We start from the raw sequence: 25,182 nt of genomic DNA, 5'->3' as shown, positions 1-25,182 counted from the left end.
CCCATGAAGCTGGTCACCTACGTCGCGGGCGAGGACGCCCCCCGCGCCGGCGCCCTGATCGACGGCGACGCACGCATCGTCGATCTCGCCGCCGCCGACGCCGAGCTCGACGGCCCCGGCTTCGAGGGCTTCGCCTCGGTCCTCGCGATGGTCGAGGGCGGGGAGGCCGCGCTCGACCGCGCCCGCGGCGTGGTCGAGCGCGCGCCCGCCGAGATGACCCACGATCGCGCCGCCGTCCGCCTGCTCGCCCCGATCCAGCCGCCGCCCCAGATGCGCGACGCGCTGTGCTTCGAGAAGCACCTCGTGCAGGCCTTCCAGGCCGCCCGCCGCGTGCGCGCCCAGGACGCCCAGGACCCCGAGGCGGCGATGGCGGAGATGGAGCGCACCGGCGTCCTCTCCGTCCCCAAGACGTTCTACGAGCAGCCGATCTACTACAAGTGCAACCGCTTCTCGGTCTGCGGCACGGAGCATGACGTGGTCTGGCCCCGCTATTCGAAGCTGATGGATTTCGAGCTGGAGTTCGGCGTCTACATCGGCCGCACCTGCAAGGACGTGACGAAGGAGACCGCGCGCGAGGTCATCTACGGCTATACGATCTTCAACGACTTCTCCGCCCGCGACGCGCAGACCGCCGAGATGGGCGGCCAGCTCGGCCCGGCGAAGGGCAAGGATTTCGACGACGCGAATCCGATGGGCCCGTGCCTCGTGACCGCCGACGAGATCCCCGACCCCTACGATCTGACCATGATCGCCCGGGTGAACGGCGAGGAATGGGGCCGCGGCAGCTCCGGCGAGATGATGTGGAAGTTCGAGGACGTGATCGCCCACATCTCCGCCTCCGAGACCCTGCGCCCGGGCGAGTTCATCGGCTCGGGCACGGTCGGCAACGGCTGCGGGCTGGAGCACATGCGCTTCCTCAAGCCCGGCGACGTGGTGGAGCTGGAGGTCGAGCGCATCGGCGTCCTGCGCAACCGCGTCCTCGCGCCGTCCTGACGCGCGCCCGCCCCGAAACGCCGCGAGGCCGCCCCGGGGGGCGGCCTCGTCATGCGCGGGGTGTTGGTGGAGCCGAGGGGGATCGAACCCCTGACCTTCGCATTGCGAACGCGACGCTCTCCCAGCTGAGCTACGGCCCCGTTGGCGCGCTTCCTACGCAGGCCCCCGGAGGGTGTCAAGCGGCCCTGAACGCGGAAAATGCACGGAATGCGGGGCGACGTCACGACAGCGGCGCGGAGGGGCCGGCCGGACGCCCGCGACGCGGCTCGACCGACCCGCGCCAGGGGGCCCGTGAGCCGGGGTCGAGGCGCCCGCCGCCGCCGGCCGGGCGCGCTCCGGCGGGCGGCGAGTCGCATCCCAAGCCTGCGCTGCACGGCGATTCTGCGTCGCTCGCGCGGAGTTCATGGTGAAAAGAGGGGATCGGGGCCGCGACTCGGCGGACTTCGCGCCGCGCGGCGGTTGATCCGGCAGGCCCCCGCCGCTACCTGTCGCCGAACGCTTCCGCAGCCGCCGCATGGATGACCGCCTGATGACCTCGATCGCCATCATTCTCCTGATGATCCTGAAGTTCCTGTGGTGGGTCGTGATCATCCAGGCGGTGATGAGCTGGCTGATCAATTTCGACGTGATCAACCTGCGCCAGCGCTTCGTCTACACCGTCTGGTCGACGCTGAACCGGCTGACCGAGCCGCTCTACCGGCCGATCCGCTCGATCCTGCCGCCGATGGGCGGGCTCGACCTCGCGCCGCTGGTGCTGATCTTCGGCATCCTGGCGCTGCAGGTGCTGATCTCGAACAACCTCATGGGCCCGGCCTACTACTGAGCCGACCCGGCGTGAGCGATCCCGCCTCGCCCCGCCCCTGGCGGCCCGCTCCTGACGGCTCGGGTCTGCTGCTGGCGGTGCGCGCAACGCCCCGCGGCGGACGGGACCGGGTGGACGGGGTGACGGTGGACGCCGAGGGGAGGCCTGCGCTCGCCCTGCGCGTCTCGGTCGCGCCGGAGGGCGGCAAGGCCAACGCCGCGGTGCTCAAGCTCGTCGCCCGCGTCGCGGGCCTGCCCCGGGCCGCGGTGACGCTCGAGGCCGGCGAGACCGCCCGCCTCAAGCGCCTGCGGCTCGAGGGCGACGCGCATGCGATCGCGGCGCGGCTCGAAGCCGCCCTGCCCCCGGCCTGAGCCCGAGCGCCGCCCCGGCCGGCCAGCCGCGCCCCTAGCCCAGGGTTCCGCCCGCCCCGCGCGCCGCCGCCGGATCCGCGCCGCGGGCCCGCGGCCCGCCCCAAGCGGGCGCGTCGCGCGGCGCCGGCGCCGCGGTCGGGTTTCGGAGGGGCGCGACGCCGAATCGCGACCGGGTGCATTGCCGCCCCCCGCGGGATCGCCTACCAAGTCCGTCGCGCCTCCGGGACCGGCCCGCCGGACGGAGGCCCCTGATCAGGCGGGAGGGAGCCGGGGCATGTACAAGATTTGGTCCTTCGTATCGGAGTATTCGCTGCTCCTGATCGCCGGCGCGCTGGTGGCGCTCGGCTGGGCCAACCTCTCCCCCGAGAGCTACCACCATTTCGTCGAGTTCCCGCTGATCGACGACTTCTTCATCGGCCACCTGCACCATGACGCCGAGGGCCACGCCCACCGCACCCTGACCCTGCACTACCTGATCAACGACGTGCTGATGGCGCTGTTCTTCGCCATCGCCGGCAAGGAGGTCTGGGAGGCCGTCGCGCTCGAGAACGGCTCCCTGCGCGGCAAGAAGGCGATGACCCCGCTGATCGCCACCGCCGGCGGCATGCTGGGGCCGATCGCGGTCTACGTCTGCCTCGCCATCGCGCTGGGCTCGGAGGTCTTCGAGGCCACCATCCACGGCTGGGCGGTGCCCACGGCGACCGACATCGCCTTCTCCTACCTGGTGGGGCGGATGGTGTTCGGCGCGGGCCACCCGGCGGTGCGCTTCCTGCTGCTGCTGGCCATCGCCGACGATGCGGCGGGCCTGGTGATCCTGGCGATCTTCTACCCCTCGGGCGATCTCGCGCCGCAGTGGCTGCTGCTCTCGGCGCTGGCCGCCGGGCTGACCTACCTGCTCGCCAACTGGCTGCCGCGCCGGATGGACCGGGGCAAGCAGGACCGCCCGAACTCCACCTGGATCCGCGCCAAGCTCGGCTTCTGGCCCTACGCCATCGGCGGGGCGGTGTGCTGGTACGGGTTCCAGGAATCGGGCATCCACCCCGCGCTCGGCCTGCTGCCGATGGTCGCCACCATCCCGCATGCCGACGTCAGCTTCGGCATCTTCTCCGAGGCCGAGGAGCATCTGACCGACCTGCTCAACCATATCGAGCACGGGCTGAAGCGCCCGGTCGAGGTGGTGCTGTTCTTCTTCGGCCTCGCCAATGCGGGCGTCGAGTTCACCTCGATCGGGGCGCCGACCCTGCTGGTGCTGGCGGGCCTGCTGATCGGCAAGCCGCTGGGCATCACCCTGATGGGCTGGATCGCGGCCAAGCCCATGCGCCTGGGCCTGCCCGAGGGGATGCGGATCATCGACCTGCCCGTGGTCGGCTGCGTGGCCGCCATCGGCTTCACCGTCGCGCTCTTCGTGGCGTCCGTCGCCTTCGATCCGGGCCCGGTGCAGGACGCGGCCAAGATGGGCGCCCTGCTCAGCTTCTTCGCCGCCGTGATCTCCCTGATCGCGGGCGTGGTCACCGGGGTGAAGAAGGTCCACGGCTGAGACGGCCGCGCCCCCGCGCAGGGCGCAGAAGACGAGCCGGACCGCCCCGCGCCGGGCGGTCCGCGAAGCGGAAAGGACGCGCCCCATGGCGGACTGGCGGGACCGGATCGACGCGCCGGTGGTGCTGACCGGCGCCGCCGGCTTCATCGGCGCCGCGCTCGCCGAGGCGCTGCTCGACGCAGGCGTCGAGGTCCACGGGCTCGACGCCCTCGTCCCCTACTACGATCCCGCCCTGAAGCAGGCCCGGCTCGCGCGCCTCGAAGGCCGCCCCGGCTTCAGCTTCCGGGCCGTGGATCTCGCCGATCGCGCGGGCCTCGCCGCCGCCCTCGACGCCGCGGTGGGCGAGCGGCCGGCCTACGTGGTGAACCTCGCCGCCCAGGCGGGCGTGCGCTGGTCGATCGAGAACCCGCATGCCTACGGCGAGGCGAACCTGGCGGGCTTCCTCAACCTGCTCGAGGAATGCCGCCGCCGCCCGGTGAAGCACCTGGTCTACGCCTCCTCCTCCTCGGTCTACGGCGGCAACCGCAAGGTCCCGTTCTCCGAGCGCGACGGCGTCGACCATCCCGTCAGCCTCTACGCCGCGACCAAGAAGGCGAACGAGCTGATGGCCCACGCCTACGCGGATCTCTACGACCTGCCGGCGACGGGCCTGCGCTTCTTCACCGTCTACGGGCCCTGGGGCCGGCCGGACATGGCCTACTGGAAGTTCGCCGCGGCGATCCTCGAAGGCCGCCCGATCCAGGTGTTCAACCACGGCGACATGCAGCGCGACTTCACCTACATCGACGACATCGTCGAGGGCGTCGCGCGGCTGATCCCCCACGTCGCCGCCCCCGATCCCGACTTCGACGCGACCGCCCCCACGCCCGCCACCAGCTGGGCGCCGCACCGGATCTACAACATCGGCGCCCGGCGACCCGAGCGGCTGATGGACATGATCGCCATCCTCGAGCGCCTCGCCGGCCGCGAGGCGATCAAGGAGTTCCTGCCCATGCAGCCCGGCGACGTCCCCGCCACCTGGGCCGACGTCTCGGCGCTGGAGCGCGCGGTCGGCTTCGCCCCGAAGGTCACGCTCGAAGAGGGGCTGACCCGCTTCATGGACTGGTTCCAGGGCTGGAACGGCGCCCGCGGCTGAGCGGGCGCGACGCTCACCCCCTGGCGGCGGCCCACGGATCGTAGGAGCCGAGGTTCCAGAGCCCGCCCTCCGGATCGCGGATCGTGACGGCGAGGCCGCCATAGTCCTTCGCCTCCAGCGGCATCGCGATCTCGGCCCCCGCCGCCACGGCGCGGGCGTGCGCCGCCTCCACCTCCGCGTCGTCCGGCAGAACCAGGTAGGGGCTCGCCCCCGCCCGACCGTCGCCCGGCGGACCCTGCAGGGCGCCGAAGGCGGTGTCGCGGACCGAGCCCAGCATGACCATGCCGTCGCCCAGCGTCAGCTCGGCATGGGCGATCCCGCCCGCGTCGTCGGCGTGGACGGCGTGCCGGGCGAAGCCCAGCACCTCGCACAGCCAGTCGATCATCGCGGGCGCCCTGTCGCGCCTCGGCTCGGCGCGTCGCGGCGCGCGCGCCGCGCGAAGGCGCTGGACGGCCCCTCGCAGCCGGGCTAGGACGCGCTCATGACCGATGCCAAGACCGTGCGCGTGGGCGATCTCGCGATCTCCAACGCCCAGCCGCTGACCGTGATCGCCGGGCCCTGCCAGCTCGAGGGGCTCGAGCACGCGCTCGAGATCGCCGGAACCATGTCCGAGGCCTGCCGGGCGGCGGGCGTCGGCTACGTGTTCAAGGCCAGCTACGACAAGGCCAACCGCACCTCGCTCTCGGGCCGCCGCGGCCCCGGGGTGGAGGAGGGTCTGGAGATGCTGTCCGAGATCCGCTCGCGCACCGGCCTGCCGGTGCTGACCGACGTGCACGCGCCCGACCAGTGCGCGATGGCGGCGGAGGCCGGCGTCGACATCCTGCAGATCCCCGCGTTCCTCTGCAGGCAGACCGACCTGCTGCTGGCGGCCGGCGCCACGGGCAAGGCGGTGAACGTGAAGAAGGGCCAGTTCCTCGCGCCCTGGGACATGGCGAACGTCGCGGCCAAGGTCGCCTCGACCGGCAACGACGCGATCCTGCTGACCGAGCGGGGCGTCTCCTTCGGCTACAACGCGCTCGTCGCCGACATGCGCGCCCTGCCGACGATGGCCAAGACCGGCTACCCGGTGATCATGGACGCGACCCACGCGGTCCAGCAGCCCGGCGGCCTCGGCGGCTCGTCGGGCGGCCAGCGGGAGTTCGCGCCGGTGCTCGCGCGCGCCGCCGTCAGCCTCGGCATCGCCGGCGTCTTCATCGAGACGCACGAGCGCCCGGACGAGGCCCCCTCCGACGGCCCCAACATGATCCCGCTCGCGCAGATGCCGAAGCTGGTCGAGACGCTGGCCGCCTTCGACCGCCTCGCCAAGGACAACCCGATCGCGATCTGAGGCCTGCGCAGGCGCCGCGTCCCCCGTCGCGCCTGCCGCCGCTCTCCCGCCCGCGGCGCGCCCCACCCGGCGCGCCCGGCCCCTCCGTCTCCCGACCGTCGCCCCAGGCGCCCGGCCCCACGCTCGCCGGGAGCGCCTGTTCCCCGGAGCCGTCCTTCGCTGATGCCGTGAAGAGCGACTCGGCGGGAGGGGTCCAGGATCGCGAAGCGACCCCGCGCAAGCGGGGCTTGTCCTTGCCCCCTCCCGCCGAGTCGCTCAGGCATCGTCAGCGAAGGACGGCTGCGGGGAGCAGGCGCGGGCTTGTTCCCGGGTGAGTCCGGAGCCTCTCCCAACCTCCCAGACCCGGGCGCTCGCGCGCAGCGCCCCCCGAGACGAGCCCCGCCTCGGCGAGGCACCCCCTTCGCGGCCCTCACTCCACCGGCGGAACCGCCTTAAGATAGGCCGCGATCGCCGCGCGATCCTCGGGCGGAAGCTTCGCCGTCTCCGCGACCACCGCCGCCATGCCGCCGCCGGCGCTGTCGTAGTCCGGGGTGAAGCCGCTCTCGAGATAGTAGGCGATGTCGGAGGCCGACCAGTCCCCGATCCCCGCCGAAGAGGGGGTGATGTTGGGGATCCTGCCCTCGCCATCCGGGTTCGGCCCGCCGCCGAGCCATGCGGCGTAGTCCGGCCCGCCCAGCGCGTCGCGGGGCGTGTGGCATTCGCCGCAATGGCCGATGCCCTCGACCAGCCGCCGGCCGGCCTCGGCCTCGCCGCTCAGGCCCGCGATCACCGGCTCCGGCTTCAGGTAGAGCAGCTTCCACCCCCCGATTGCCGCGCGGATCGAGAAGGGAAAGCCCACGTCATGCGGCTTCGAGGGCGTCGGGTCCGCCGGCAGGGTCTTGAGATAGGCCCACAGGTCCAGCGCGTCCGACAGCTCCATGCGCGAATAGGACGGCCAGGGGAAGGCGGGATAGAGATGCTCGCCCCGCGCTCCCACGCCCCGCAGGAAGGCCGAGGCGAACTGGTCCGGCGTCCAGGCGCCGATGCCTGCGTCGGGGTCCTGGGAGATGTTGGGCGCGTGGAAGGTCCCGAACTCCGTCGGGAAGGCCCGTCCGCCGGCCAGCGCCAGCGTCGCCTCCCCCTCCGCCCCCGGCGCCGCGTGGCAGGAGACGCAGGAGCCGAGATGGAACAGCCGCTCCCCCCGCGCCGCGGCCTCGGGAGAGGGGCTCCAGCCCGCGACCTCGGACGGGTCGATCGGATCGGGCGCGGTCAGCCACCAGGCGACCGCGCCTCCCGCCGCGACCAGGGCCGCGGCGGGGATCAGCCAATGTCGAAGGGACATCCGGCTCAGTTCTTCTTCACGCGGTAGGATTCGTGGCAGGCCTTGCAGTTCGCGCCGACCAGCCCCATCGCCTGCTTCATCTCGTCGGCGTTGGTGATGGTCATGCCCTTCGCCTGGTTGGTGTCGGCGATGAACTTGGCGGCCGCGGACTGGAAGCCGGCGGCGTCCTCCCAGATCTTGGGGGAGGCCTCGGAGGTTTCGGAGGTCGAGCCCTCGGGGAACTGCGCCGGGAAGCCGAGCGCCACGGCGTTCAGCGCGACCAGCGCGCCCTTGACGGCGGCGGCGTTGAACTCGGCCTCGCCCTTGGCGATGGCGGCGAGCATGCCGATCGAGGCGCCCGCGTCCTTCATCAGGTTCTGACGCAGCGAGATCGGGTCGTCGATCTTGGGCGTCACGTCCTGGGCCTGGGCGGCGGCGACCGCCGCCATGAGCGCGCAGGCGCTGGCGGCGGCGATGAGTTTCATTTTCCTGGGCACGACCTGGGATCCTCCGTCCAAAGCGTCGGCGACCGCCGGGGGACGGACGCCTGCGGGCGCAGGCTAGCAGAGGAATTGAGGCATGCGCGCGACGGAATAGTCTCCAAAACAGAAACTTTCCGTAGCGATCCCCGGAACACGTTCACGATCCCGCGAGGCCGACGTCATCAGTTTTCCTGACGACCGCAGGGGGTCCGGAGACGGGCGGCGGGCGACGTCTCCGCCGCCCGCCTCGCCGCTCAGACCTTGCCGCGGGCGATGCGCTCCTCGGCGGGCCAGCCGGCCTCGAACCGCGCGCGAAGGACCAGCAGCCACAGGGCGATGGCGCCCGCCTGGTGCAGGATCGACCACGACAGCGGCGCGGCGTGGATCACCGTCACCACGCCCAGCACCACCTGGCCGAACATCATCACCGCCACCCAGTCGGCGCGCCGGCGCAGGCCGGCGTGGGGCGCGCGGCGCATCCGCCACCAGAACGCCAGCCCGACCAGCAGGGTCAGGTAGCCCCACATGCGGTGGATGAACTGCACCAGCGCCGGGTTCTCGAAGAAGTTGGTCCACAGCGGCTCGTAGTCGAAGGACTCGGAGGGCAGGAACTCGCCCCCCATCAGCGGCCAGTCGATGTAGCCCCGCCCCGCGTCGATGCCCGCGACCAGCGCGCCCAGGATGATCTGCACGAAGACCAGCGCCGCGACCACGCCCGCGAAGCGCATCGGCCCCGGCATCCGCCGCCGCCGCGCCTGCAGCAGGTCCGCGCCCGAGCGGCGGACCTCCCACGCGTAATGCGCCAGAAGCCCCAGGATCGCGAAGGCGAGGCCCAGGTGCGTCGCCAGCCGGTAGGAGGCGACCGAGACCATCTGCCCCTCCAGCCCCGAGGAGACCATCCACCAGCCGATCGCGCCCTGCACGCCGCCCAGCGCGCCGGGCAGCACCAGCCGCCAGGTCCAGCCGCCGGGGATCTTGCGCCGCAGGAGGAACCACAGGAAGCCCACGGCCCAGACCAGGCCCACCAGGCGGCCCAGCTGGCGGTGGCCCCATTCCCACCAGTAGATCGTCTTGAACCCCGCCAGGTCCATGTCGCGGTTGATCGCGTGATACTGCGGAATGGTCTGGTACTTCTCGAACTCCGCCTGCCAGGCCGCCTCGCTCATCGGGGGCAGCGCGCCGGTGACGGGCTTCCATTCGGTGATCGAGAGGCCGGACTCGGTCAGGCGCGTCAGCCCGCCCACCAGCACCATGGCGGCGACCAGCGCCGCCAGCAGCATCAGCCAGATCGAGATCGCGCGGCGGTTGGCGCGGCGGCGGCGGTCGGCTTCGCCCGGGGCGGGGCCGGCCGGCGCGGGCCGGGCCGCGGCGGGCTGGGCGGAGACGTCTTCAAAGATCGAGCGGGGCTTGGACATGGGCGTCCCCCTGTCGGAACCGGATCTGCGCGGGCGCGCGGCCTGTCGGAGCCGCAGGCGCGCCGCGCCGGCCGGGGGAATGCCCGGCCGGCGCGCGCAGATGGCCCGGAACGGCGGGTCGCCGCAAGAGGGAGGCGACGCCCGGTCGCTGCCGGGCGCGCGCCGCCGCGGCCTGCGCGCCGTCGGTCGGAGGGCGCGGAGGCGCGGACGCGGATCAGTTCAGAAGCGCGCTCGCGAGGCCGATGACCGCCGCGATCTGCAGCGTGTCGCTCGACACGCGCATCACCCGGTCGTCGACGAGGTAGTACTGGTAGCCCGCCGGCGGACGACGCAGGCCGTACCGGTCGTAGTCGCGGATGATCACGTACTCGCGGTCGCGCGGCAGGCGGTAGCCCGGCTCGTAGACCACGCGGTCGCGCACCACCACGCGGTCGCGATCATAGTCGCGGGCGTCGCCGCCGCCCTTGGCGCGCTTCCACTCCTGCTTGGAGACGCCCTTCTTGGCGAGCCCCGGCGGCACGCCGCCCGGCGGGTCGGCCAGCACGGGCTGCGCGGCGAAGACGAGGCCCAGCGCGGTCAGCGCGGACAGCGCGATCCCCATGCGACGGAACATCGTGCGCTCCGAGGTCAGGGCGCGGGTCTGGGCGGTCGGGGTCATGTCGGTCTCCTTCCCGGTCTCGTGTCCTGGCCGCCGTCCGGGCGTCGCGCGCTCCTACGATCTCGGCCGCCGTCGCTTGGGCCCTTCGGCCAGCGTGCGGATGATCCCGTGGAGCGTGCGGACGTCCTGATCGGTCAGCGGCGCTCGAGAGAAAAGATTGCGGATGTTCAAGCGCATCGTCGGGCCCTTTTCGGACGGAAAAAAGAAATTCGCTCCTTCCAGCTCGTCCTCCAGGCGCTGCAGCACGCGGTCGACCGACTCGCGGTCCGCGAGGCCGAGTTTCCCCGGATCGAACCTTGCCGCAGGGGCTTCCGTGGCTTGCCGGCGCCACTCGTAAGCGGTCAGCAGCACGCATTGCGCGAGGTTCAATGAGGCGAAAACGGGGTTGGCAGGGACCGAGATGATGGCCTGCGCCCGCGCGACGTCCGCGGTTTCGAGGCCGGTGCGCTCCGGCCCGAACAGAACGCCCACCTTCTGACCCGCCCGGATGCGGGCCAAGGCGTCCTCCATCGCCGCGGCGGGGGTGAAGACGGTCTTGGTCAGCTCCCGCGGGCGGGCGGTGGTGGCGTAGACGTATTCCAGGTCCGCGATGGCGCCGGCCTGGTCGTCGTGGACCGTGGCGCGCTCCAGCACGTGGCTCGCGCCCGAGGCCATGGCCACCGCCTTGGGGTTGGGCCAGCCGTCGCGGGGCGCGGCCAGGCGCAGCTGGTCGAGGCCGAAGTTCCACATCGCCCGGCAGGCCGCGCCGATGTTCTCGCCCAGCTGGGGGCGCACCAGCACGAAGACGGGCTGCTCGGCCTCGGTCACCGCCTGGCGGCTGGCGTCGGTTCCGCTCATCGGATCGGGTCCTTTCCGCACGCAGGTGGGGGCGGGGGCGAGGGGCGCCGCGCCGCCGGGCGCGGATCGCCCGCGCCTCGTCGCGCGCGGTTTGCCCTTGCGCGGAGCGCAGGGCAAGGGGGCCGCGGCGGGAGCCTCAGCCGGCGAGGGCCGCGAAATGCGCCCGCACCCGGTCGCGCAGCCGCGGCCACAGGCGGGGCGCGCCGCGCTCGATCGGGGGGCCGCAGCGGTCCATCACCTGTTTCTCGCTCACCTCGAACTCGGGCCAGGTGCCGCCCCCGGTCTCGAGGTTCAGCAGCACCGGCTGCATCCGGTCCAGCGCCTTGGCGAAGCGGGCGTCGGGGCTCTGCGCCGCCTCGAACTCCCGCCACAGGGCCAGCAACGTCTCGCCCTGGCGGCCGGGCAGCAGGCCGAAGATCCGCTGGGCGGCCGCGTCCTCGGCGGCGTCGTGGTTCGCGGGCTGCGCGCCGTGCAGGGGGACGTCGCCCACGTCGATCTCCACCAGGTCGTGGATCAGCAGCATCCGGATCACCCGGTCGACGCTGACGCCCTCGGGCGCCTCCTCGACCAGGGTCATGGCGTGGAGCGCCAGGTGCCAGGAATGCTCGGCCGAGTTCTCGCGCCGCCCCGTGGGGATGCGGCTCGCGCGCTCCACCTCGCGCAGGCGCGCGGCCTCCGAGAGGAAGGCGAGGCGGCGGTCGGTCTCGTCCATCGACATGGCGGTCTCCTGCTTCATCGCGGCCGCGTTATGCAGCAGGATGGTTTACGAAGCGAGTGGTCAGGGCACGCAGAGCGGGAGGACCCCATGGCCTGGGACGAGCGCGTGGCGCAGAGGATCCGGGAGGCGCTGGGCCCGCTCGCCGCCGAGACGGTCGAGAAGACGATGTTCGGCGGCCTGTGCTTCATGGTGCGCGGCCTCATGCTGGGCGGCGCCTCGGGCGCGGCGATGGGCGGGGGCGCGCTGATGCGGGTGGGGCCGCGGGCCGAGGCCGAGGCGCTCGCCCTGCCCGGCGTCTCGCCGATGACGATGCGCGGCCGCCCGATGTCGGGCTTCGTGAAGCTGACGCCCGAGGCCGCCGCCGACCCCGAGCGCCTGCGCCCGCTGGTCGCCATGGCCGCGGCGTTCGTGGCCGGCCTGCCCCCCAAGTAGGGCGCATTTCAATGCGCCGCCGCGCCGATGTGCGCAGCATGGCGCATCGAACCGCGCCCTACGTGCGCACCATCCACAGGCTGCTCTCGGGCGCGCCGGTCCACGGCAGGTCGCGGATGCCCGGCCGCTCCGCCGCGCCCAGGCGGGTCAGCGCATAGCGGCTGGCGTGGATCGGGCGGTAGGCGCCCGACAGGAGCCAGGGCGCGAGGCCGTTCTGCTCCGAATACCCCCGCCATTCCCAGTCCGCCGGATAGCCGTCGGGCAGGAACACGTCATGCACATGCACCCGCACGCCGGGCTCGAGGCGCGGCAGGATCTCGCTCAGGATCAGGTCCACGTCCGTGCCCGGCATCAGCAGGTGGGAGCTGTCGAAGACCGCCATGTCCCCGGCCTCGAGCGCCTCGAACAGCGGCATGTGCGCGGGCGACAGCAGCTCTCGCCGCCAGGTGACGGGAAGGTCCAGCAGGGCCGCGCGGGGGGCGGGGTCGATGCAGACCTGCTCGGCCCGCGCCCCCGCATCCGCCAGCGCCCGGGCGAGGAAGCGGGTGGAGTGGCCCGAGCCCACCTCGACGATCCGCGCGGGCGGGGCGCCGCGCGCCAGCGCATAGGCCGCCGCGCCGTCGAGCCGGGGGAACCAGTCCTGCTCCCACCGCGGCTGCGGCGCGGGGCCGCCGAGCGCGGCCAGCGCCTCGGCCAGCCCGTCGATGGCGTCCAGCATCTCCTCCAGCGCCGGCGTCTCGGCGGCCAGCAGCCGCTCCATCGCCGGATAGCCCTCGGGCGCGCGGACCGAGCCGGCGTAGCGGTAGGGCACGAAGAACCCCTGGCGGCGCAGGCCCGTCACCGTCTCGAGCCCCATGCGCAGGCGCCTGAACGCGCGGCCGGCCATCGCCTCTCCCCCTTCGTCGCTTCGCACCCTCCCTAGGGCCCGCCCGCCGGGGCTGCAAGCGCAGGGGCGGGACGGCGCCCGGAGGCGGCGGCGCGGGGGGCGAATTCGACGAAGAATCTCCGCTCGCCCCGTCCCGCGCCCCTCGCCCCGACGGGCCCCGAAGTGCTAGCGTCCCCAGCGGTCGCGGCGTCAGGTCGCGACGCCGCCGTGCGCCGCGCTCACGCGGGCGCTTGCCATCCGTGCGGGGCCTTTGTATCCCGCTGCATACCGTTCGACCCCCGCGGCCGGCGCCCCCATGCGTCTGCGCCGCGGCCCCGCACACCGACCGGCCCGAGGCCAATGGAGAGCCGCATGAGCAAGATCAAGGTCGAAAATCCCGTCGTGGAGCTCGACGGCGACGAGATGACCCGGATCATCTGGGACTTCATCAAGAAGAAGCTGATCCTGCCCTACCTGGACGTGGACCTGCTCTACTACGACCTCGGCATCGAGGAGCGGGACCGCACCGACGACCAGATCACCATCGACGCCGCGAACAAGATCAAGGAGGTCGGCGTCGGCGTGAAGTGCGCCACGATCACCCCCGACGAGCAGCGCGTCGAGGAGTTCGGCCTCAAGAAGATGTGGCGCTCGCCCAACGGGACGATCCGCAACATCCTGGGCGGCGTGATCTTCCGCGAGCCGATCATCTGCAAGAACGTGCCGCGCCTCGTCCCCGGCTGGACCCAGCCGATCGTGGTCGGCCGTCACGCCTTCGGCGACCAGTACCGCGCCACCGACTTCCGCTTCCCCGGCGCGGGCAAGCTGACGATCAAGTTCGTCGGCGAGGACGGCGAGACGATCGAGCACGAGGTCTTCCAGGCCCCCGGCGCCGGCGTGACCATGGCGATGTACAACCTCGACGACTCGATCCGCGACTTCGCCCGCGCCTCGATGAACTACGGCCTCGCCCGCGGCTGGCCGGTGTACCTGTCGACCAAGAACACCATCCTCAAGGCCTATGACGGCCGCTTCAAGGACCTGTTCCAGGAGGTCTTCGACGAGGAGTTCGCCGACAAGTTCAAGAAGGCCGGCATCACCTACGAGCATCGCCTGATCGACGACATGGTGGCCTGCGCCATGAAGTGGTCCGGCGGCTACGTCTGGGCCTGCAAGAACTACGACGGCGACGTGCAGTCCGACACCGTGGCCCAGGGCTTCGGCTCGCTGGGCCTGATGACCTCGCAGCTGATGACGCCCGACGGGAAGGTCGTCGAGGCCGAGGCCGCGCACGGCACCGTGACCCGCCACTACCGTCAGCACCAGGCGGGCAAGGAGACCTCGACCAACTCCATCGCCTCGATCTTCGCCTGGACCGGCGGCCTGAAGCACCGCGCCACGCTGGACGGCAACGACCAGCTGATGACCTTCGCCACCGCGCTCGAGAAGTGCGTGGTCGACACGGTCGAGAGCGGCTTCATGACCAAGGACCTCGCCCTGCTGGTCGGCCCCGACCAGAAGTGGCTGACCACGATGGGCTTCCTCGAGAAGGTCGACGAGAACCTCAACAAGGCCCTCGCCTGATCTCTCGGGCTTCGGCCTGATCTCGACGGCCCGCGGAGCGATCCGCGGGCCGTTTTTCGTCCGCGCCCTCCGCCGGCTCCGGGCCGAGCCCCCGCGATGGCCCCCAGGATGGCCCTCGGCGCGCCGCCCGCCCGTCATCCGCCAGCCGCAATCCCCTCCCACGTTCGGCCCGAACCATCGCAGCAGGAGGTCCCGATGACCGATCTCGACAGCCCCGCCCGCGCGCCCGAGCCCGAGCCCGCCGGAAAGTCCTCCGGCCTCGGCGGCTGGGACGCGGTGAAGCTGGTCTACGTGCTCTACCTGGTGGGCTTCTTCGTCCCGCTCTGCGCGCTCGCGGGCGTGATCGTGGCCTACGCCAAGCGCGGCTCGGTCGGCGAGGCCGAGGCCGGCCATTTCGCCTTCCAGATCCGCTCCTTCTGGATCGGCTTCGTGGCGATCACCGCCGGCGCGCTGCTCACGCTGCTGCTGGTCGGCTGGCTGGTGATGGCGGTCTGGGGGGTCTGGGCGCTGGCGCGGTTCATCACCGGCCTGCTGAAGGCGCTGGAATCCCAGCCGGTCGCCGATCCCGACGGCTTCGGCTTCACCGCCTGATCCGAGCCTGCGCCTCGCGGGGGGCGGCCCGGCGCCGCCCCTGCGAAACGCTCAGACGAACAGCGTGTCGGCGTCCAGCTCGCCCAGGCCCAGCCCGCGCAGCAGCAGCCGGCCGCCGCCGTCGCTCTCGACCATCACGCCCTTGCGGACCTCGCGCAGCTCGGCCTCGCCCGAGGCCTCGATCCGGTCCTCGCCCGGCGTGAAGTCCCGCGCCTGCCCGCGGGTCTTCGCGCCCAGCACGAAGATGTCCTCGCCCGCGCCCCCGGTCAGCCGGTCGTCGCCCGAGCCGCCGTCCAGCCGGTCGCGACCGGCGCCGCCCTCGAGCCAGTCGGCCTTGCCGCCGCCGTAGAGGAAATCGTCGCCGTCGCCGCCGAAGAGTTCGTCCTTGCCGCCCTGCCCGCGCAGGCGGTCGGCGCCGCCCTCGCCCTCCAGCAGGTCGTTCCCGCCGCCGCCGTCCAGCCGGTCGTCGCCGCCCCGGCCCAGCAGCTTGTCGTCGCCCCCGCGCCCGTCGAGCCGGTCGGCCTTGCCGTCGCCGACCATGCGGTCGCCCGTGTTCGAGCCCCGCTCGACCTTGCCCCCGCCGCCCGTGCCGCCCCCGCCCGTCGGCGCCTCCGCGATCGTGTCGAGGTCGCGCCCCTCGGCGACGTAGAGCGGGATGCCCGCGTCCTTCAGAGCCGCGGCCTCCTCGGCCAGCAGCCTGGCGGCCTTCTTCTCATGGGCCTCGGGGATGTACTCGACGACGAAGGACTCGACGCCGGCCTTTTCCGCCTGCTTCAGGAGCTTGAGGCTGAATTTCGTCTCCGAATTGGGCAGCGCGTCGAAGGTCTTCTCGCGCCCGTATTCGTAGTAGAAGCGCAGGTCCTCCTTCGCGACGCCGTCGATCTGGTCGAGATAGGCCTGCTGGCGCAGCAGCGTCAGCGCGTTCTGACCGATCACCACGAACTCGCGGTCGGGATCCACGTCGGCCAGCTTCGCCTCGACGACCTCGCGCAACCGGGCGACGAAGTCGATCATCTCCTGTCGATGATCGATCCCCTCCGGGCCCTTGCGCCGCCAGTATTCCCAGGCGTCGACGATATCGAGATAGAGGCCGTTGAACCCCGCCTCGACGATGCGTTCGGCATAGTCGAAGACGATCTTCTGCCAGGCGGGCTTCCAGTACTTGACCTTGATGTTGTCGGTCCACTCCGGGTTGACCTCGCCCAGCCATGCGGGCGCGTCGCGCTCCCACGCCTGCTTCCAGTAGTAGCGGTAGGGCTCGGCCTCGCCGATGGAGAGGTAGGAGACGATCAGCCGGTCGGCGTCGTCCCCGCGCATCGCGTCGAGCATCCCGGCGTCGTAGGGTGCCTCCTTGCGGGCGTAGGAGGCCCATTCGGTCACCACCAGGTCGGCGTCGGTCGCGGCGATCGCCTCGGCCCGCGCGGCGTTCACGTCGCCCAGGTGATAGAGCCACGCATCGACGCGCGCCAAAGGATTGCCGGCCATGTCCGTTCCCCGCGGCTGAAAATGCGTTTCAAATCCGAGTGCCGGTCCGGTCACGGTTCGGCAACCGATTAAGCCGATCTTTACGCTCTTCGTGCTCCCCTGACGTAGCGAAATCACGTCGAGGAGAACGCGGATGGTCAGGTGGGTCGCGGCCGGGCTGGGATGGCTCGCCGACTACATGCGCTGGAAGGGGGCGCTCGGGGTCCCGCTGGCGCTATGGCATGCGGGGTTCTGCTTCCTCGCGCCGCGCGGCCGGCGCATCCGCGCCCCGGCCTTCGGCGGACGCACCGTCCGCCTGCGCGCCCGCGCCTCGGACCTGCGGGTGTATCGCAAGATCGTGGTGCAGCGGGAATACGAACTCTCGCCCGACCGGGCCGACGCGGTCGACCGCCGCTGCGCGCGCGCCCACGCGGCGGGACGGCGGCCGCTGATCATCGACGCGGGCGGCAACGTCGGCCTGTTCTCGCTGCAGGCGGCGCTGCGCTGGCCGCAGGCCGACATCCTGTGCGTGGAGCCTCACCGCGGCAACCTGGCGATGGCGCGGCGCAACTGCACGGGCCTGCGCAACGTCCGCTTCCGCGACGCCGCGTTGTGGAGCGCGCCGGGACGTCTCCAGCCGGAAGACATCGACGCCGCCGAAGGCGCCTTCGCCTACCGCGCCGTCGACGAGGAGTCTCCCGCCGGCGACGTCTCGGCCGAGGCGGTGACGATCGACGCGCTCCTGGCGGAGCGTCCGGACGCCGAGCTGGTGATGATCAAGATGGACATCGAGGGCGCCGAGGCCGAGGCGCTGACGCCCGAGGCCGACTTCTGGCGCCACCGCCCCGTGATCCTGATCGAGCCGCACGACTTCCTGCCCGGCCGCACCGCCACCCTGCGCGGCCTGCTGGCGCAGGAGGATTTCCGCGACGCCGACTGGGAGATCCGCGGCGAGGGCCTGCTGATCTTTCCCACCGAACGTCCGGAGCGCGAGCTCCACGGCCGCGCCCCCCTCGCCATCGCCGCCGCGAGCTGAAAGCCGCGGCGCCCCGGAGACGGAGGCGCCGCGTCGGCCGTTCCGCGCGTGGCCCTCGCTCGCCCGCGGCGCGGGGCGGGCGTCGCGCCTCTGGTGAGGGACCCCGGTCCGCCGGCCTGGCAGGACCCGGGTTGGTCGTCCCTCGACTCGCGGCCTCGCGAAAGAGGTCGTCGCTCGGGTCAGAACTCGCCGATCAGGATCCCCGCGCCCAGCACCAGCGCGCCGCCGAGCACCACCTGGAAGGCGGCGCGCAGGAACGGGGTCTGCATCCAGCGCTTCTGGATCCAGGCGATCGCCCAGAGCTCGGCGAAGACCAGCGCCAGGGCGATGACCGTGGCGGTCATGAAATCGGGGATCAGGTAGGGCAGCGCATGGCCCAGGCCGCCCAGCGTGGTCATCACCCCCGCCGCGATCCCGCGCTTCACCGGCGAGCCGCGCCCCGAGATCACGCCGTCGTCCGAGGCGGCCTCGGTGAAGCCCATCGAGATGCCGGCGCCGACCGAGGCGGCGAGCCCGACCTGGAAGGTCGTCATCGTGTCGCCCGTGGCGAAGGCGGTGGCGAAGATCGGCGCGAGGGTCGAGACCGAGCCGTCCATCAACCCCGCCAGACCCGGCTGCACCCAGGTCAGCACGAAGCGGCGATGGTCGGCCTCCGCCTCGGCGGCGGCGGCGTCCTCGTCGACATGGGTCGCCTCGAGCCCCTCGGCGGTGCGCGCATGGCCCCGCTCGGCATGGGCGAGGTCGCCCAGCAGGCGGCGCTGGTCGGGATCGGAGGCGCGGGCGGCCGCCCGCTCGTAGAACTCCGCGGCCACCTGCTCCATGCGCACGGCCTCGCCGCGGATGGCGGCGATGTCGAGGGTCTCGGTCAGCCAGACGGGGCGGCGGGCGTAGTAGCCCGCGACATGCTCGCGGCGGATCAGGGGGATCGGGCCGGGAAAGCGCTTCTGGAACAGGTCGATCAGGCGCCGGCGGTGGCCGTCTTCCTCGGCGGCCATGTCGTCGAAGATCGCGGCGGTGGCGGGGAACTCGGCGCGCAGGCGGGCGGCGAAATCGGCGTAGATGCGCGAGTCGTCCTCCTCCGACGAGATGGCGAGGGCCAGAACCTGGCGCTCGTCCAGGTCGGCGAAGGTCTTGCGGGAGGAAAGAAAGCGGAACATCGGCGACTCGCTGCGGCAGTGTTTGGAATGGTTCTAAAATGGTTTCGAGCGAGCGCAAGTTGCGTGACGTCGCGGGCGAGGCGCGCCGAGTCGTTCAGGGGGACGTCATGGCGGCATCGTCAGCGCTCGGTCGTGGCATCGACGATTGCGGAACGGAGTGCACCGGCGAAGCAGCCGCTGCGAGAACCGGCACGGTGGGCCAACGACCGCGCGGCACGTCATCCCCGCGCCCCTCAGGCAGACGCCGCGGCGGCAGTGCTCGGAAACCTGGCAGCCGAGGCCGGCGAGCGGGGGCCGCCTCCCTTCCGGGTCGACGCGCGCGCAGAGGTGAAAACCGTCTCGGAGCCGCCCGGGCTCATCGCTTCGAAACCCCGGAAGTCGCCCGACGCACCGGCTTCCGATGCGGCCCCTCGCTCCACCCGCCCCCGAGCTCCGTCCCCTCTCCCGCAACGGACCCGGGCCCGCGCCCCGGCGCCAGGCGCACCAAGACGCGCGGAACCGCCCCCCGGAACCGAAACGGGCGCCCCGAAGGGCGCCCGTCTGCGGGATCCAGGCGCTTTCGCGCGGATCAGTCGTCCATGACCTCCTCGCCGCCCTCGTCGGGGTGGGCGTCGAAGTCGAGCCCGTGGGCGGCGCGGATCTTGTCCTCGATCTCGTGGGCCACGTCCGCGTTCTCGCGCAGGAAGGTCTTGGCGTTCTCGCGCCCCTGCCCGATCCGCTGGTCGCCGTAGGAGAACCAGGAGCCGGACTTCTCGACCACCCCGGCCTTCACGCCGAGGTCGATCAGCTCGCCGGTCTTGGAGATGCCCTCGCCGTACATGATGTCGAACTCGACCTGCTTGAACGGCGGGGCGACCTTGTTCTTCACCACCTTCACGCGGGTCGTGTTGCCCACCACCTCGTCGCGGTCCTTGATCGCGCCGATGCGGCGGATGTCGAGGCGCACGGAGGAGTAGAACTTCAGCGCGTTGCCGCCCGTCGTGGTCTCGGGGCTGCCGAACATCACGCCGATCTTCATGCGGATCTGGTTGATGAAGATCACCATGCACTTCGAGCGCGAGATCGAGCCGGTCAGCTTGCGCATCGCCTGGCTCATCAGCCGCGCCTGAACGCCGACCGAGCTGTCGCCCATGTCGCCCTCGAGCTCCGAGCGGGGCGTGAGGGCCGCGACCGAGTCGACCACCACCACCGAGACCGCGCCCGAGCGCACCAGCGTGTCGGTGATCTCGAGCGCCTGCTCGCCGGCGTCGGGCTGGGAGATCAGCATCTCGTCCACGTCCACGCCCAGCTTGCGGGCGTAGGTGGGGTCGAGCGCGTGCTCGGCGTCGACGAAGGCGCAGATGCCGCCCTTGCGCTGCTCTTCCGCGATGACGTGCAGCGCCAGCGTGGTCTTGCCCGAGCTTTCCGGCCCGTAGATCTCGATGATGCGGCCCTTGGGCAGGCCGCCGATGCCCAGAGCGATGTCGAGCCCGATCGAGCCCGTCGACACCGCCTCGATGTCCATCACCTGGCGTTCGCCAAGCTTCATGATGGAGCCCTTGCCGAAATTCCGCTCGATCTGGGCGAGCGCGGATTCCAGGGCTTTCTGCTTGTCCATGCCGGTCCTGCCGTTCAGCTCGAAGGTGGTCTGAGCCATGCCTGTCTCCATATGCCTCGCGGGCGAGGTCCCGTCGACTGCGACGCCGCGCTGCGCGCGGGGACGGCCTGCCCATGTTCTGCTTTTGCCCCGATCTTAACCGAGAACTTTACAAGAACATAGGCCTAAGTGGACCGACTTGAGCCAAATTGGGGGGACAGGGTTAAGGAAGCGTTTCCACCGCGCGCATCGCGTGAACCCGGCCGGGCGGACCCGGCGCGCGGGGCGAGTCGCGGGGCGGCCGGAACCGCCGCCCCGCGAAACGGCGTCACGCGTAGCGCGCGGGGCGGCCTTCCATGCCCGCCGCGATCGCCTCGAGCTGGTCGGGCTTGCCGATCAGGTCCTTCTGGAGGCGGGATTCGGCCAGCAGCGGCTCCAGCGCGCCGGCCTCCTCGTCGGCGATGTTGAGCAGCGCCTTGGCCGAGCGCAGGGCCGAGGGGCTCTTGCCCGCGATCTCGCGCGCCAGTTCGCGCGCGCGGGCCAGCGGATCCTCGGCGAGCTCGGTGACGAAGCCGTAGACCAGCGCCGCCTCGGCCTCGAACACCTCGGCGGTGTAGGTCAGCTTGCGGATCACGTCGCCGCGCGCGATGTGGCGCATCGCGGCCATGCCGCCCATGTCGGGCACCAGGCCCCACTTCATCTCCATGATCGAGAAGCGCGTGCCGGGCGCCGCGATGCGGATGTCGGCCCCGAGGCAGATCTGGAAGCCGCCGCCCAGCGCGAAGCCCTGCAGGGCGCAGACCACGGGCACGTCCAGCATCCGCCAGCCCCAGCAGGCGTTCTGCGCGACGTTGGCCGGGCCGTGGGTGCGCTCCATGATGTCCATGCCGAGCGAGCCTGCGCCGGTGTTCTTCATCCGCTCGAAGCCCGACTTGTCGAGGCCCGCGCAGAAGGCGCGGCCCTCGCCGCGCAGCACCACGCAGCGCACGCCCGACATGCCGGCGATCTTGGCCTGGGCGTCGGCGATGGCGCGCATCAGCTCCGGCGTGATGGCGTTGAGCTTGTCGGGACGGTTCAGCACGGCCTCGACGACGCCGTCCTCGGGCTCGGTGACGATCACCAGGGGCTCGGTCATGGGGGGTCTCCTCCTCGAAACGATCTGCCGGCCGGTCGGTCGCGGCCGTGTCGGGCGCCACCTTGGCGAGCGCGGACGCGAGGGGCAAGCGGCGGCCGGGGGCGCGAGGCCGCAGGGGCGCGCGGAACCGCCGCCCGAAGCCGGGCGCGACGCGGCGCGACGGCCGGCGCGCGGTCGTGCGTATCAAGCCCACGGGGTGGGAGCGCAGGCGGCCGGGCGCCCGGTCGCCGCGAAGCTGTGCGATAGAGAGGCATGATGACTGCGATTCGCCTTCCGCGCCTGCGGCGCGGCCCGCTCGCCCTGATCGTCGCCGGCCTGCTGGCGGCCTGCTCTTCCGCGCCCCCGGCCGAGCGCGCGGCGGTCTCGCCCACCGCCGGGGACTGCGCCGCGGTGGACTGGAACCGGCAGGGGGTCGAGGACGCGATGGCCGGCCGCTCCCCCACCTCGGGGCTGGCGCGCCTGTCGGGCTGTCCGCGGCTCGCCGACGCCGATGCGGCGCAGGACGACTACATGGCCGGCCATGACGAGGGGCGGGCCGCCTACTGCTCGCCCGCGAACGGCGCGCAGCTGGGCCGCTGGCGCGTGGCCCCCACGCTGGACTGCCCCGCGGCGCTGAACGGCCCCTTCCAGGCGGCCTATGCCGAGGGCCTCTCCCAGCCCGCCGAGACGCCCCCCGAGCCCGAGGCCCAGGTCGCCGAGGGCGACCGCGCCCCGGTCCGCCTGCGCCCTTACCTGTCTGTGGGCGTCGGCTCGGGCGGGTGGAGCGGCGTGTCCTGGGGCATCGGGCTGCTGTTCTGAGACCAGGCGAGGGGGCGGACCACCGCCCTGCCCCCCTGCGCCGCCCGCTCGGCCAGGCCGCGGCCGCCGCTCTCGCGGCTGGTCAGGCCCCGGCCCGCGGGACGCGCGCCCCCGCCCGCGGCCGGGCGCACGCCTCCGGGCTTCGCCAGCCCCTCCAGAACCTCCAGCGGGGACAGCGACTTCTCCTTCAACCCCGAGCGGGGCATGGCGTAGATCCGCCGCGTCGCCTCGACCAGCACCGCGCCGCCGAGGCGCTGCGCGTCCAGGCGCCGGCCCGCTCCCTCCCACAGCCGATGGGTCTTGAGCCAGTAGCGCCGGTGCGAGGGCGGACCGTAGAGCGCGGCCTCGGTCCGCTCCGGCGCGAAGTCGTGGCTGCGCAGCGTCGCCTCCAGCTGGCTCGCGGAATAGGGGCGGCCGTGGCCAAAGGGCGTGGCGTCGGAACGCGCCCACATTCCGGTGCGGTTGGGGGCGATGACGATGGCCTTGCCCTCGGGCGCCAGCACCCGGTGCATCTCCTCGAGCAGCGCGCCGGGCCGCTCCGAGGTCTCGAGCGCATGGGCCACGATCAGCCGGTCCACCTGGCCCGCGGTCAGCGGCCAGTGGGTCTCGTCGGTGAGGACCGAGGCGTTGGGCCCCTCCGGCGGCCAGCGGCATACGCCCTGGGGGGCGGGCATCAGGCAGATGACGCGGGCGGCCTCCTTCAGGAAGGGGCGCAGCAGGGGAGCGGCGAAGCCGAAGCCCGCCACCGTCTCGCCGGAGACGTCGGGCCACAGGGCCCGGATCGCGTCCTGCAGGCTGCGCTGGGTGGCGCGCCCGAGGGGGGTGCGGTAGTAGAACCGCCTCAGATCGATCACATCCAGGTGCATCGCGCGCCCTTTTTCCGCCCTCGCCCTAGGTGCAGGGTGCGCCTCGACGCCCGAAATGCAAGAGACGGAGCCCTACAATGCCGCTTGAAGTCCAGGTGATCCCCTGTCTGCAGGACAACTACGGCTATCTGCTGCACGAGACGGAGCAGGACGTCTGGGCCGTCGTCGACGCGCCGGACGCCGAACCGCTGCACAAGGCCATCGAGGCTGCGGGCGGCCGCCTGGACCTGATCCTGGTGACCCATCACCACGCCGACCACATCCAGGGCATCCCGGACCTGGTCTCGGCCTACGGCGCCAAGGTGATCGGCCACGCCAAGGACGCCGAGCGCCTGCCCGCGCTGGACGTCGCGGTGAACGAGGGCGACGTGATCGAGGTGGGCGCCGCGAAGGCGAAGATCCTCGACGTCTCCGGCCACACCCTCGGCCATATCGCCTTCTGCTTCGAGGACGCGAAGATCGCCTTCACCGCGGACAGCCTGATGGCGCTCGGCTGCGGGCGGGTGTTCGAGGGGACCTACGCCCAGATGTGGGAGAGCCTGAAGAAGCTGATGGCGCTCGCCCCCCAGACCCAGGTCTACTCGGGCCACAACTACGGCGCCGCCAACGGCCGCTTCGCGATGTCGATCGAGCCGGAGAACGCCGACCTCAAGGCCCGCATCGAGGCGATCGCCCGGGCCGACGCGGCCGGCGAGCCGATCGTCCCCGTCACGCTGGCCGAAGAGCTCGCCACCAACCCGTTCCTGCGGGCGACCGAGGCCTCGGTCGCGGCGAACGTGGGCCTCGCGGGCGCCGAGCCCGGGGCGGTCTTCGCCGAGGTGCGCAAACGGAAGGACGAATTCTGAGCGGTCTCGAGCGGGCGGGCGAGGCGCGCGACGGGCGCGCCCGCCGCCGGGCGCGGCGCGCGCGGCGCGAAGCCGTGGGCCTGCGCCCTCCCCTCCACCGGATGCCGCGCATCCGCCGCATGGGCCGCAGCGGCGACGACAGTCCCGCGCACAGCCTGTGGGGCTACCTGATCCGCATGAGCGGCCCGCACCAGGCGGGCCTGTGCGTGCTGGCGGTGCTGGTGGCGCTGCTCGACCTCGTGCCGGTCGAGCTTCAGCGCCGCCTGATCGACGACGCCATCACGCCCGGCGACGTGGGCCTGCTGTGGACGCTGGCGATGATCTACGCGGGCGTCGCGGTGACCCAGCAGGTCCTGAAGCTGGGCCTGCGGATGTACCAGGGCTGGATCTCCGAGAGCGCCATCGTCCACACGCGGCGCCACTCGCTGAAGATGCGGGTGCGCTCCACCGCCAAGGACGAGGAGGACGAGGGCCACGGCGTCTCGGCGGTGGTGCTGGGCTCCGAGATCGACCGGCTGGGCGGCTTCGTGGGCACCGGCGTCTCCGACGCCTGCGCCAATTTCGCGATGCTGGTCGGGGTCTTCGCCTACATGACCTGGACCCAGCCGGAGCTGGCGCTGGTCTCGGCCGCGCTTCTGGCCCCGCAGGCGCTGGCCGCGCCCCTGCTGCAGGGGCGGCTGAACCGGCTGATGAGCGTGCGCTTCCGCCTGCTGCGCACGCTGGGCGCGCGGGCGGGCGAGACCAAGGCCGCGCAGGGCCGGGTCGGGCGGCTGCTGCCGCGGATCTACGGCAACCGGCTGGCGATCTACCTGGTGAAGTACGGGATGAAGGGCATCCTGAACCTGCTCAACCAGCTCGGCCCCCTCGCCGCGCTCGGCTACGGCGGCTGGCTGGTCACGCAGGGCGAGACCACGGTCGGCGTGGTGGTGGCCTTCGTGTCGGCCTTCCAGCGCCTGTCGGCCCCGCTGCGTCAGCTGCTGACCTTCTACCGCGCCTGGCAGCAGGCCCGCGTCCAGCACGACCTGGTGGCCGGCTGGATGTCCGGCGGCTCCAACGGCGCCGGCGGCGCCTGACCCGCGCCGCCGCGCTCCCGCCTCGCCCCCTGCCCGCCCCCGCGCCGTCCGCCCCGCCCCAGGCGCCCCGGCGCGACGCCGGCGCCCCTCGCGAAGCGCCTGTTCTCCGGAGCCGTCTCTCGCGGATGCCGTAAAGAGCGACTCGTCCCCGCCGGTCAGGGATCGCGGAGCGACCCCGCGCTTGC

General features: G+C 72.4%; 26 protein-coding genes and 1 tRNA gene. 13 read left to right on the top strand and 14 right to left on the bottom strand.

What is annotated here, in order from left to right:
- Window positions 1–3 precede the first annotated feature (3 nt).
- On the top strand, window positions 4–993 hold the full coding sequence (locus P2H44_RS09970) for a fumarylacetoacetate hydrolase family protein (RefSeq protein ID WP_275763368.1): 990 nt from the start codon (window positions 4–6) through the stop codon (window positions 991–993).
- Between the two features lie 64 nt (window positions 994–1,057).
- Here the strand turns inward: P2H44_RS09970 and P2H44_RS09965 are convergent.
- A tRNA-Ala gene (locus tag P2H44_RS09965) sits at window positions 1,058–1,133 on the bottom strand.
- Between the two features lie 389 nt (window positions 1,134–1,522).
- Here P2H44_RS09965 and P2H44_RS09960 point away from each other — a divergent pair.
- The 4 genes from P2H44_RS09960 (at window position 1,523) to P2H44_RS09945 (ending at window position 4,838) form a co-directional block, all read left to right on the top strand.
- A complete protein-coding gene (locus P2H44_RS09960) occupies window positions 1,523–1,816 on the top strand; it encodes a YggT family protein (protein WP_275763367.1) in 294 nt (97 codons plus the stop codon).
- Window positions 1,817–1,827: 11 nt separating this feature from the next.
- Complete coding sequence (locus tag P2H44_RS09955; protein WP_275763366.1) at window positions 1,828–2,166, top strand: DUF167 family protein; 339 nt, start codon at window positions 1,828–1,830, stop codon at window positions 2,164–2,166.
- Between the two features lie 274 nt (window positions 2,167–2,440).
- Window positions 2,441–3,703: a Na+/H+ antiporter NhaA gene (locus tag P2H44_RS09950; protein WP_275763365.1), complete on the top strand. Its 1,263-nt coding sequence runs from the start codon at window positions 2,441–2,443 to the stop codon at window positions 3,701–3,703.
- An 85-nt stretch (window positions 3,704–3,788) separates the two neighbouring features.
- Complete coding sequence (locus P2H44_RS09945; RefSeq protein WP_275763364.1) at window positions 3,789–4,838, top strand: NAD-dependent epimerase/dehydratase family protein; 1,050 nt, start codon at window positions 3,789–3,791, stop codon at window positions 4,836–4,838.
- A gap of 13 nt (window positions 4,839–4,851) precedes the next feature.
- On the opposite strand, the gene P2H44_RS09940 is transcribed toward P2H44_RS09945, so the two are convergent.
- Entirely contained in the window at window positions 4,852–5,421 is a 570-nt protein-coding gene (locus P2H44_RS09940; RefSeq protein WP_345798988.1) for a VOC family protein, read from the bottom strand.
- On the opposite strand from P2H44_RS09940, the gene kdsA reads away from it, so the two are divergent.
- Window positions 5,320–6,165: a 3-deoxy-8-phosphooctulonate synthase gene (kdsA, locus tag P2H44_RS09935; protein WP_275763362.1), complete on the top strand. Its 846-nt coding sequence runs from the start codon at window positions 5,320–5,322 to the stop codon at window positions 6,163–6,165. The two genes, P2H44_RS09940 and kdsA, sit on opposite strands and share 102 nt — an antisense overlap.
- Before the next feature lie 409 nt (window positions 6,166–6,574).
- Here kdsA and P2H44_RS09930 read toward each other — a convergent pair whose 3' ends face one another.
- From P2H44_RS09930 to P2H44_RS09905, 6 genes are all read right to left on the bottom strand, one after another.
- Window positions 6,575–7,486 carry a c-type cytochrome gene (locus P2H44_RS09930; protein WP_275763361.1) on the bottom strand — a complete coding sequence of 304 codons (912 nt, stop codon included), beginning with the start codon at window positions 7,484–7,486 and terminating at the stop codon, window positions 6,575–6,577.
- 5 nt (window positions 7,487–7,491) lie between these two features.
- Complete coding sequence (locus P2H44_RS09925; protein WP_275763360.1) at window positions 7,492–7,950, bottom strand: c-type cytochrome; 459 nt, start codon at window positions 7,948–7,950, stop codon at window positions 7,492–7,494.
- A gap of 251 nt (window positions 7,951–8,201) precedes the next feature.
- Window positions 8,202–9,362: a heme A synthase gene (gene ctaA, locus P2H44_RS09920; protein ID WP_275763359.1), complete on the bottom strand. Its 1,161-nt coding sequence runs from the start codon at window positions 9,360–9,362 to the stop codon at window positions 8,202–8,204.
- A 214-nt stretch (window positions 9,363–9,576) separates the two neighbouring features.
- Window positions 9,577–10,020 (bottom strand): RcnB family protein, encoded by a 444-nt coding sequence (locus P2H44_RS09915; RefSeq protein ID WP_275763358.1) that lies wholly within the window; start codon window positions 10,018–10,020, stop codon window positions 9,577–9,579.
- Between the two features lie 54 nt (window positions 10,021–10,074).
- Window positions 10,075–10,857, bottom strand: a complete 783-nt coding sequence (locus tag P2H44_RS09910; RefSeq protein ID WP_275763357.1) for an RNA methyltransferase — start codon at window positions 10,855–10,857, stop codon at window positions 10,075–10,077.
- Between the two features lie 136 nt (window positions 10,858–10,993).
- A complete protein-coding gene (locus tag P2H44_RS09905; protein WP_275763675.1) occupies window positions 10,994–11,569 on the bottom strand; it encodes an HD domain-containing protein in 576 nt (191 codons plus the stop codon).
- A 93-nt stretch (window positions 11,570–11,662) separates the two neighbouring features.
- Between P2H44_RS09905 and P2H44_RS09900 the strand changes: the two genes are divergently transcribed.
- Window positions 11,663–12,007 (top strand): TfoX/Sxy family protein, encoded by a 345-nt coding sequence (locus P2H44_RS09900; protein ID WP_275763356.1) that lies wholly within the window; start codon window positions 11,663–11,665, stop codon window positions 12,005–12,007.
- Between the two features lie 58 nt (window positions 12,008–12,065).
- Here P2H44_RS09900 and P2H44_RS09895 read toward each other — a convergent pair whose 3' ends face one another.
- Window positions 12,066–12,893 (bottom strand): class I SAM-dependent methyltransferase, encoded by an 828-nt coding sequence (locus tag P2H44_RS09895; RefSeq protein ID WP_275763355.1) that lies wholly within the window; start codon window positions 12,891–12,893, stop codon window positions 12,066–12,068.
- A 351-nt stretch (window positions 12,894–13,244) separates the two neighbouring features.
- On the opposite strand from P2H44_RS09895, the gene P2H44_RS09890 reads away from it, so the two are divergent.
- Entirely contained in the window at window positions 13,245–14,456 is a 1,212-nt protein-coding gene (locus P2H44_RS09890; protein WP_275763354.1) for an NADP-dependent isocitrate dehydrogenase, read from the top strand.
- Window positions 14,457–14,651: 195 nt separating this feature from the next.
- The gene (locus P2H44_RS09885) at window positions 14,652–15,047 is read left to right on the top strand and encodes a DUF4870 family protein (RefSeq protein WP_275763353.1); all 396 of its coding nucleotides are present in this window, start codon (window positions 14,652–14,654) and stop codon (window positions 15,045–15,047) included.
- A gap of 51 nt (window positions 15,048–15,098) precedes the next feature.
- Here P2H44_RS09885 and P2H44_RS09880 read toward each other — a convergent pair whose 3' ends face one another.
- The gene (locus tag P2H44_RS09880) at window positions 15,099–16,532 is read right to left on the bottom strand and encodes an MJ1477/TM1410 family putative glycoside hydrolase (protein WP_275763352.1); all 1,434 of its coding nucleotides are present in this window, start codon (window positions 16,530–16,532) and stop codon (window positions 15,099–15,101) included.
- Window positions 16,533–16,665: 133 nt separating this feature from the next.
- On the opposite strand from P2H44_RS09880, the gene P2H44_RS09875 reads away from it, so the two are divergent.
- Entirely contained in the window at window positions 16,666–17,547 is an 882-nt protein-coding gene (locus tag P2H44_RS09875; protein WP_275763351.1) for an FkbM family methyltransferase, read from the top strand.
- A 179-nt stretch (window positions 17,548–17,726) separates the two neighbouring features.
- Here the strand turns inward: P2H44_RS09875 and mbfA are convergent, their stop codons facing one another.
- The 3 genes from mbfA to P2H44_RS09860 all read right to left on the bottom strand — a co-directional run bounded on the left by mbfA (window position 17,727) and on the right by P2H44_RS09860 (window position 21,415).
- On the bottom strand, window positions 17,727–18,704 hold the full coding sequence (gene mbfA / locus P2H44_RS09870; protein WP_275763350.1) for an iron exporter MbfA: 978 nt from the start codon (window positions 18,702–18,704) through the stop codon (window positions 17,727–17,729).
- Window positions 18,705–19,272: 568 nt separating this feature from the next.
- A complete protein-coding gene (gene recA / locus P2H44_RS09865; RefSeq protein ID WP_275763349.1) occupies window positions 19,273–20,340 on the bottom strand; it encodes a recombinase RecA in 1,068 nt (355 codons plus the stop codon).
- A gap of 268 nt (window positions 20,341–20,608) precedes the next feature.
- On the bottom strand, window positions 20,609–21,415 hold the full coding sequence (locus P2H44_RS09860) for a crotonase/enoyl-CoA hydratase family protein (protein ID WP_275763348.1): 807 nt from the start codon (window positions 21,413–21,415) through the stop codon (window positions 20,609–20,611).
- Window positions 21,416–21,667: 252 nt separating this feature from the next.
- Here P2H44_RS09860 and P2H44_RS09855 point away from each other — a divergent pair, with 252 nt between their 5' ends.
- Entirely contained in the window at window positions 21,668–22,213 is a 546-nt protein-coding gene (locus tag P2H44_RS09855) for a DUF2799 domain-containing protein (protein WP_275763347.1), read from the top strand.
- Here the strand turns inward: P2H44_RS09855 and P2H44_RS09850 are convergent.
- Complete coding sequence (locus P2H44_RS09850; protein WP_345798987.1) at window positions 22,144–23,079, bottom strand: class I SAM-dependent methyltransferase; 936 nt, start codon at window positions 23,077–23,079, stop codon at window positions 22,144–22,146. The two genes, P2H44_RS09855 and P2H44_RS09850, sit on opposite strands and share 70 nt — an antisense overlap.
- A 77-nt stretch (window positions 23,080–23,156) precedes the next feature.
- Here P2H44_RS09850 and gloB point away from each other — a divergent pair, with 77 nt between their 5' ends.
- Window positions 23,157–23,924 carry a hydroxyacylglutathione hydrolase gene (gene gloB, locus P2H44_RS09845; RefSeq protein WP_275763346.1) on the top strand — a complete coding sequence of 256 codons (768 nt, stop codon included), beginning with the start codon at window positions 23,157–23,159 and terminating at the stop codon, window positions 23,922–23,924.
- 74 nt (window positions 23,925–23,998) lie between these two features.
- Entirely contained in the window at window positions 23,999–24,997 is a 999-nt protein-coding gene (locus P2H44_RS09840; RefSeq protein WP_275763345.1) for an ABC transporter ATP-binding protein, read from the top strand.
- Window positions 24,998–25,182 lie beyond the last annotated feature (185 nt).

The sequence above is a fragment of the Albimonas marina genome (assembly GCF_029223255.1).
Classification (GTDB): Bacteria; Pseudomonadota; Alphaproteobacteria; order Rhodobacterales; family Rhodobacteraceae; genus Albimonas.
This window is presented reverse-complemented; position numbering and strand designations above follow the sequence as displayed.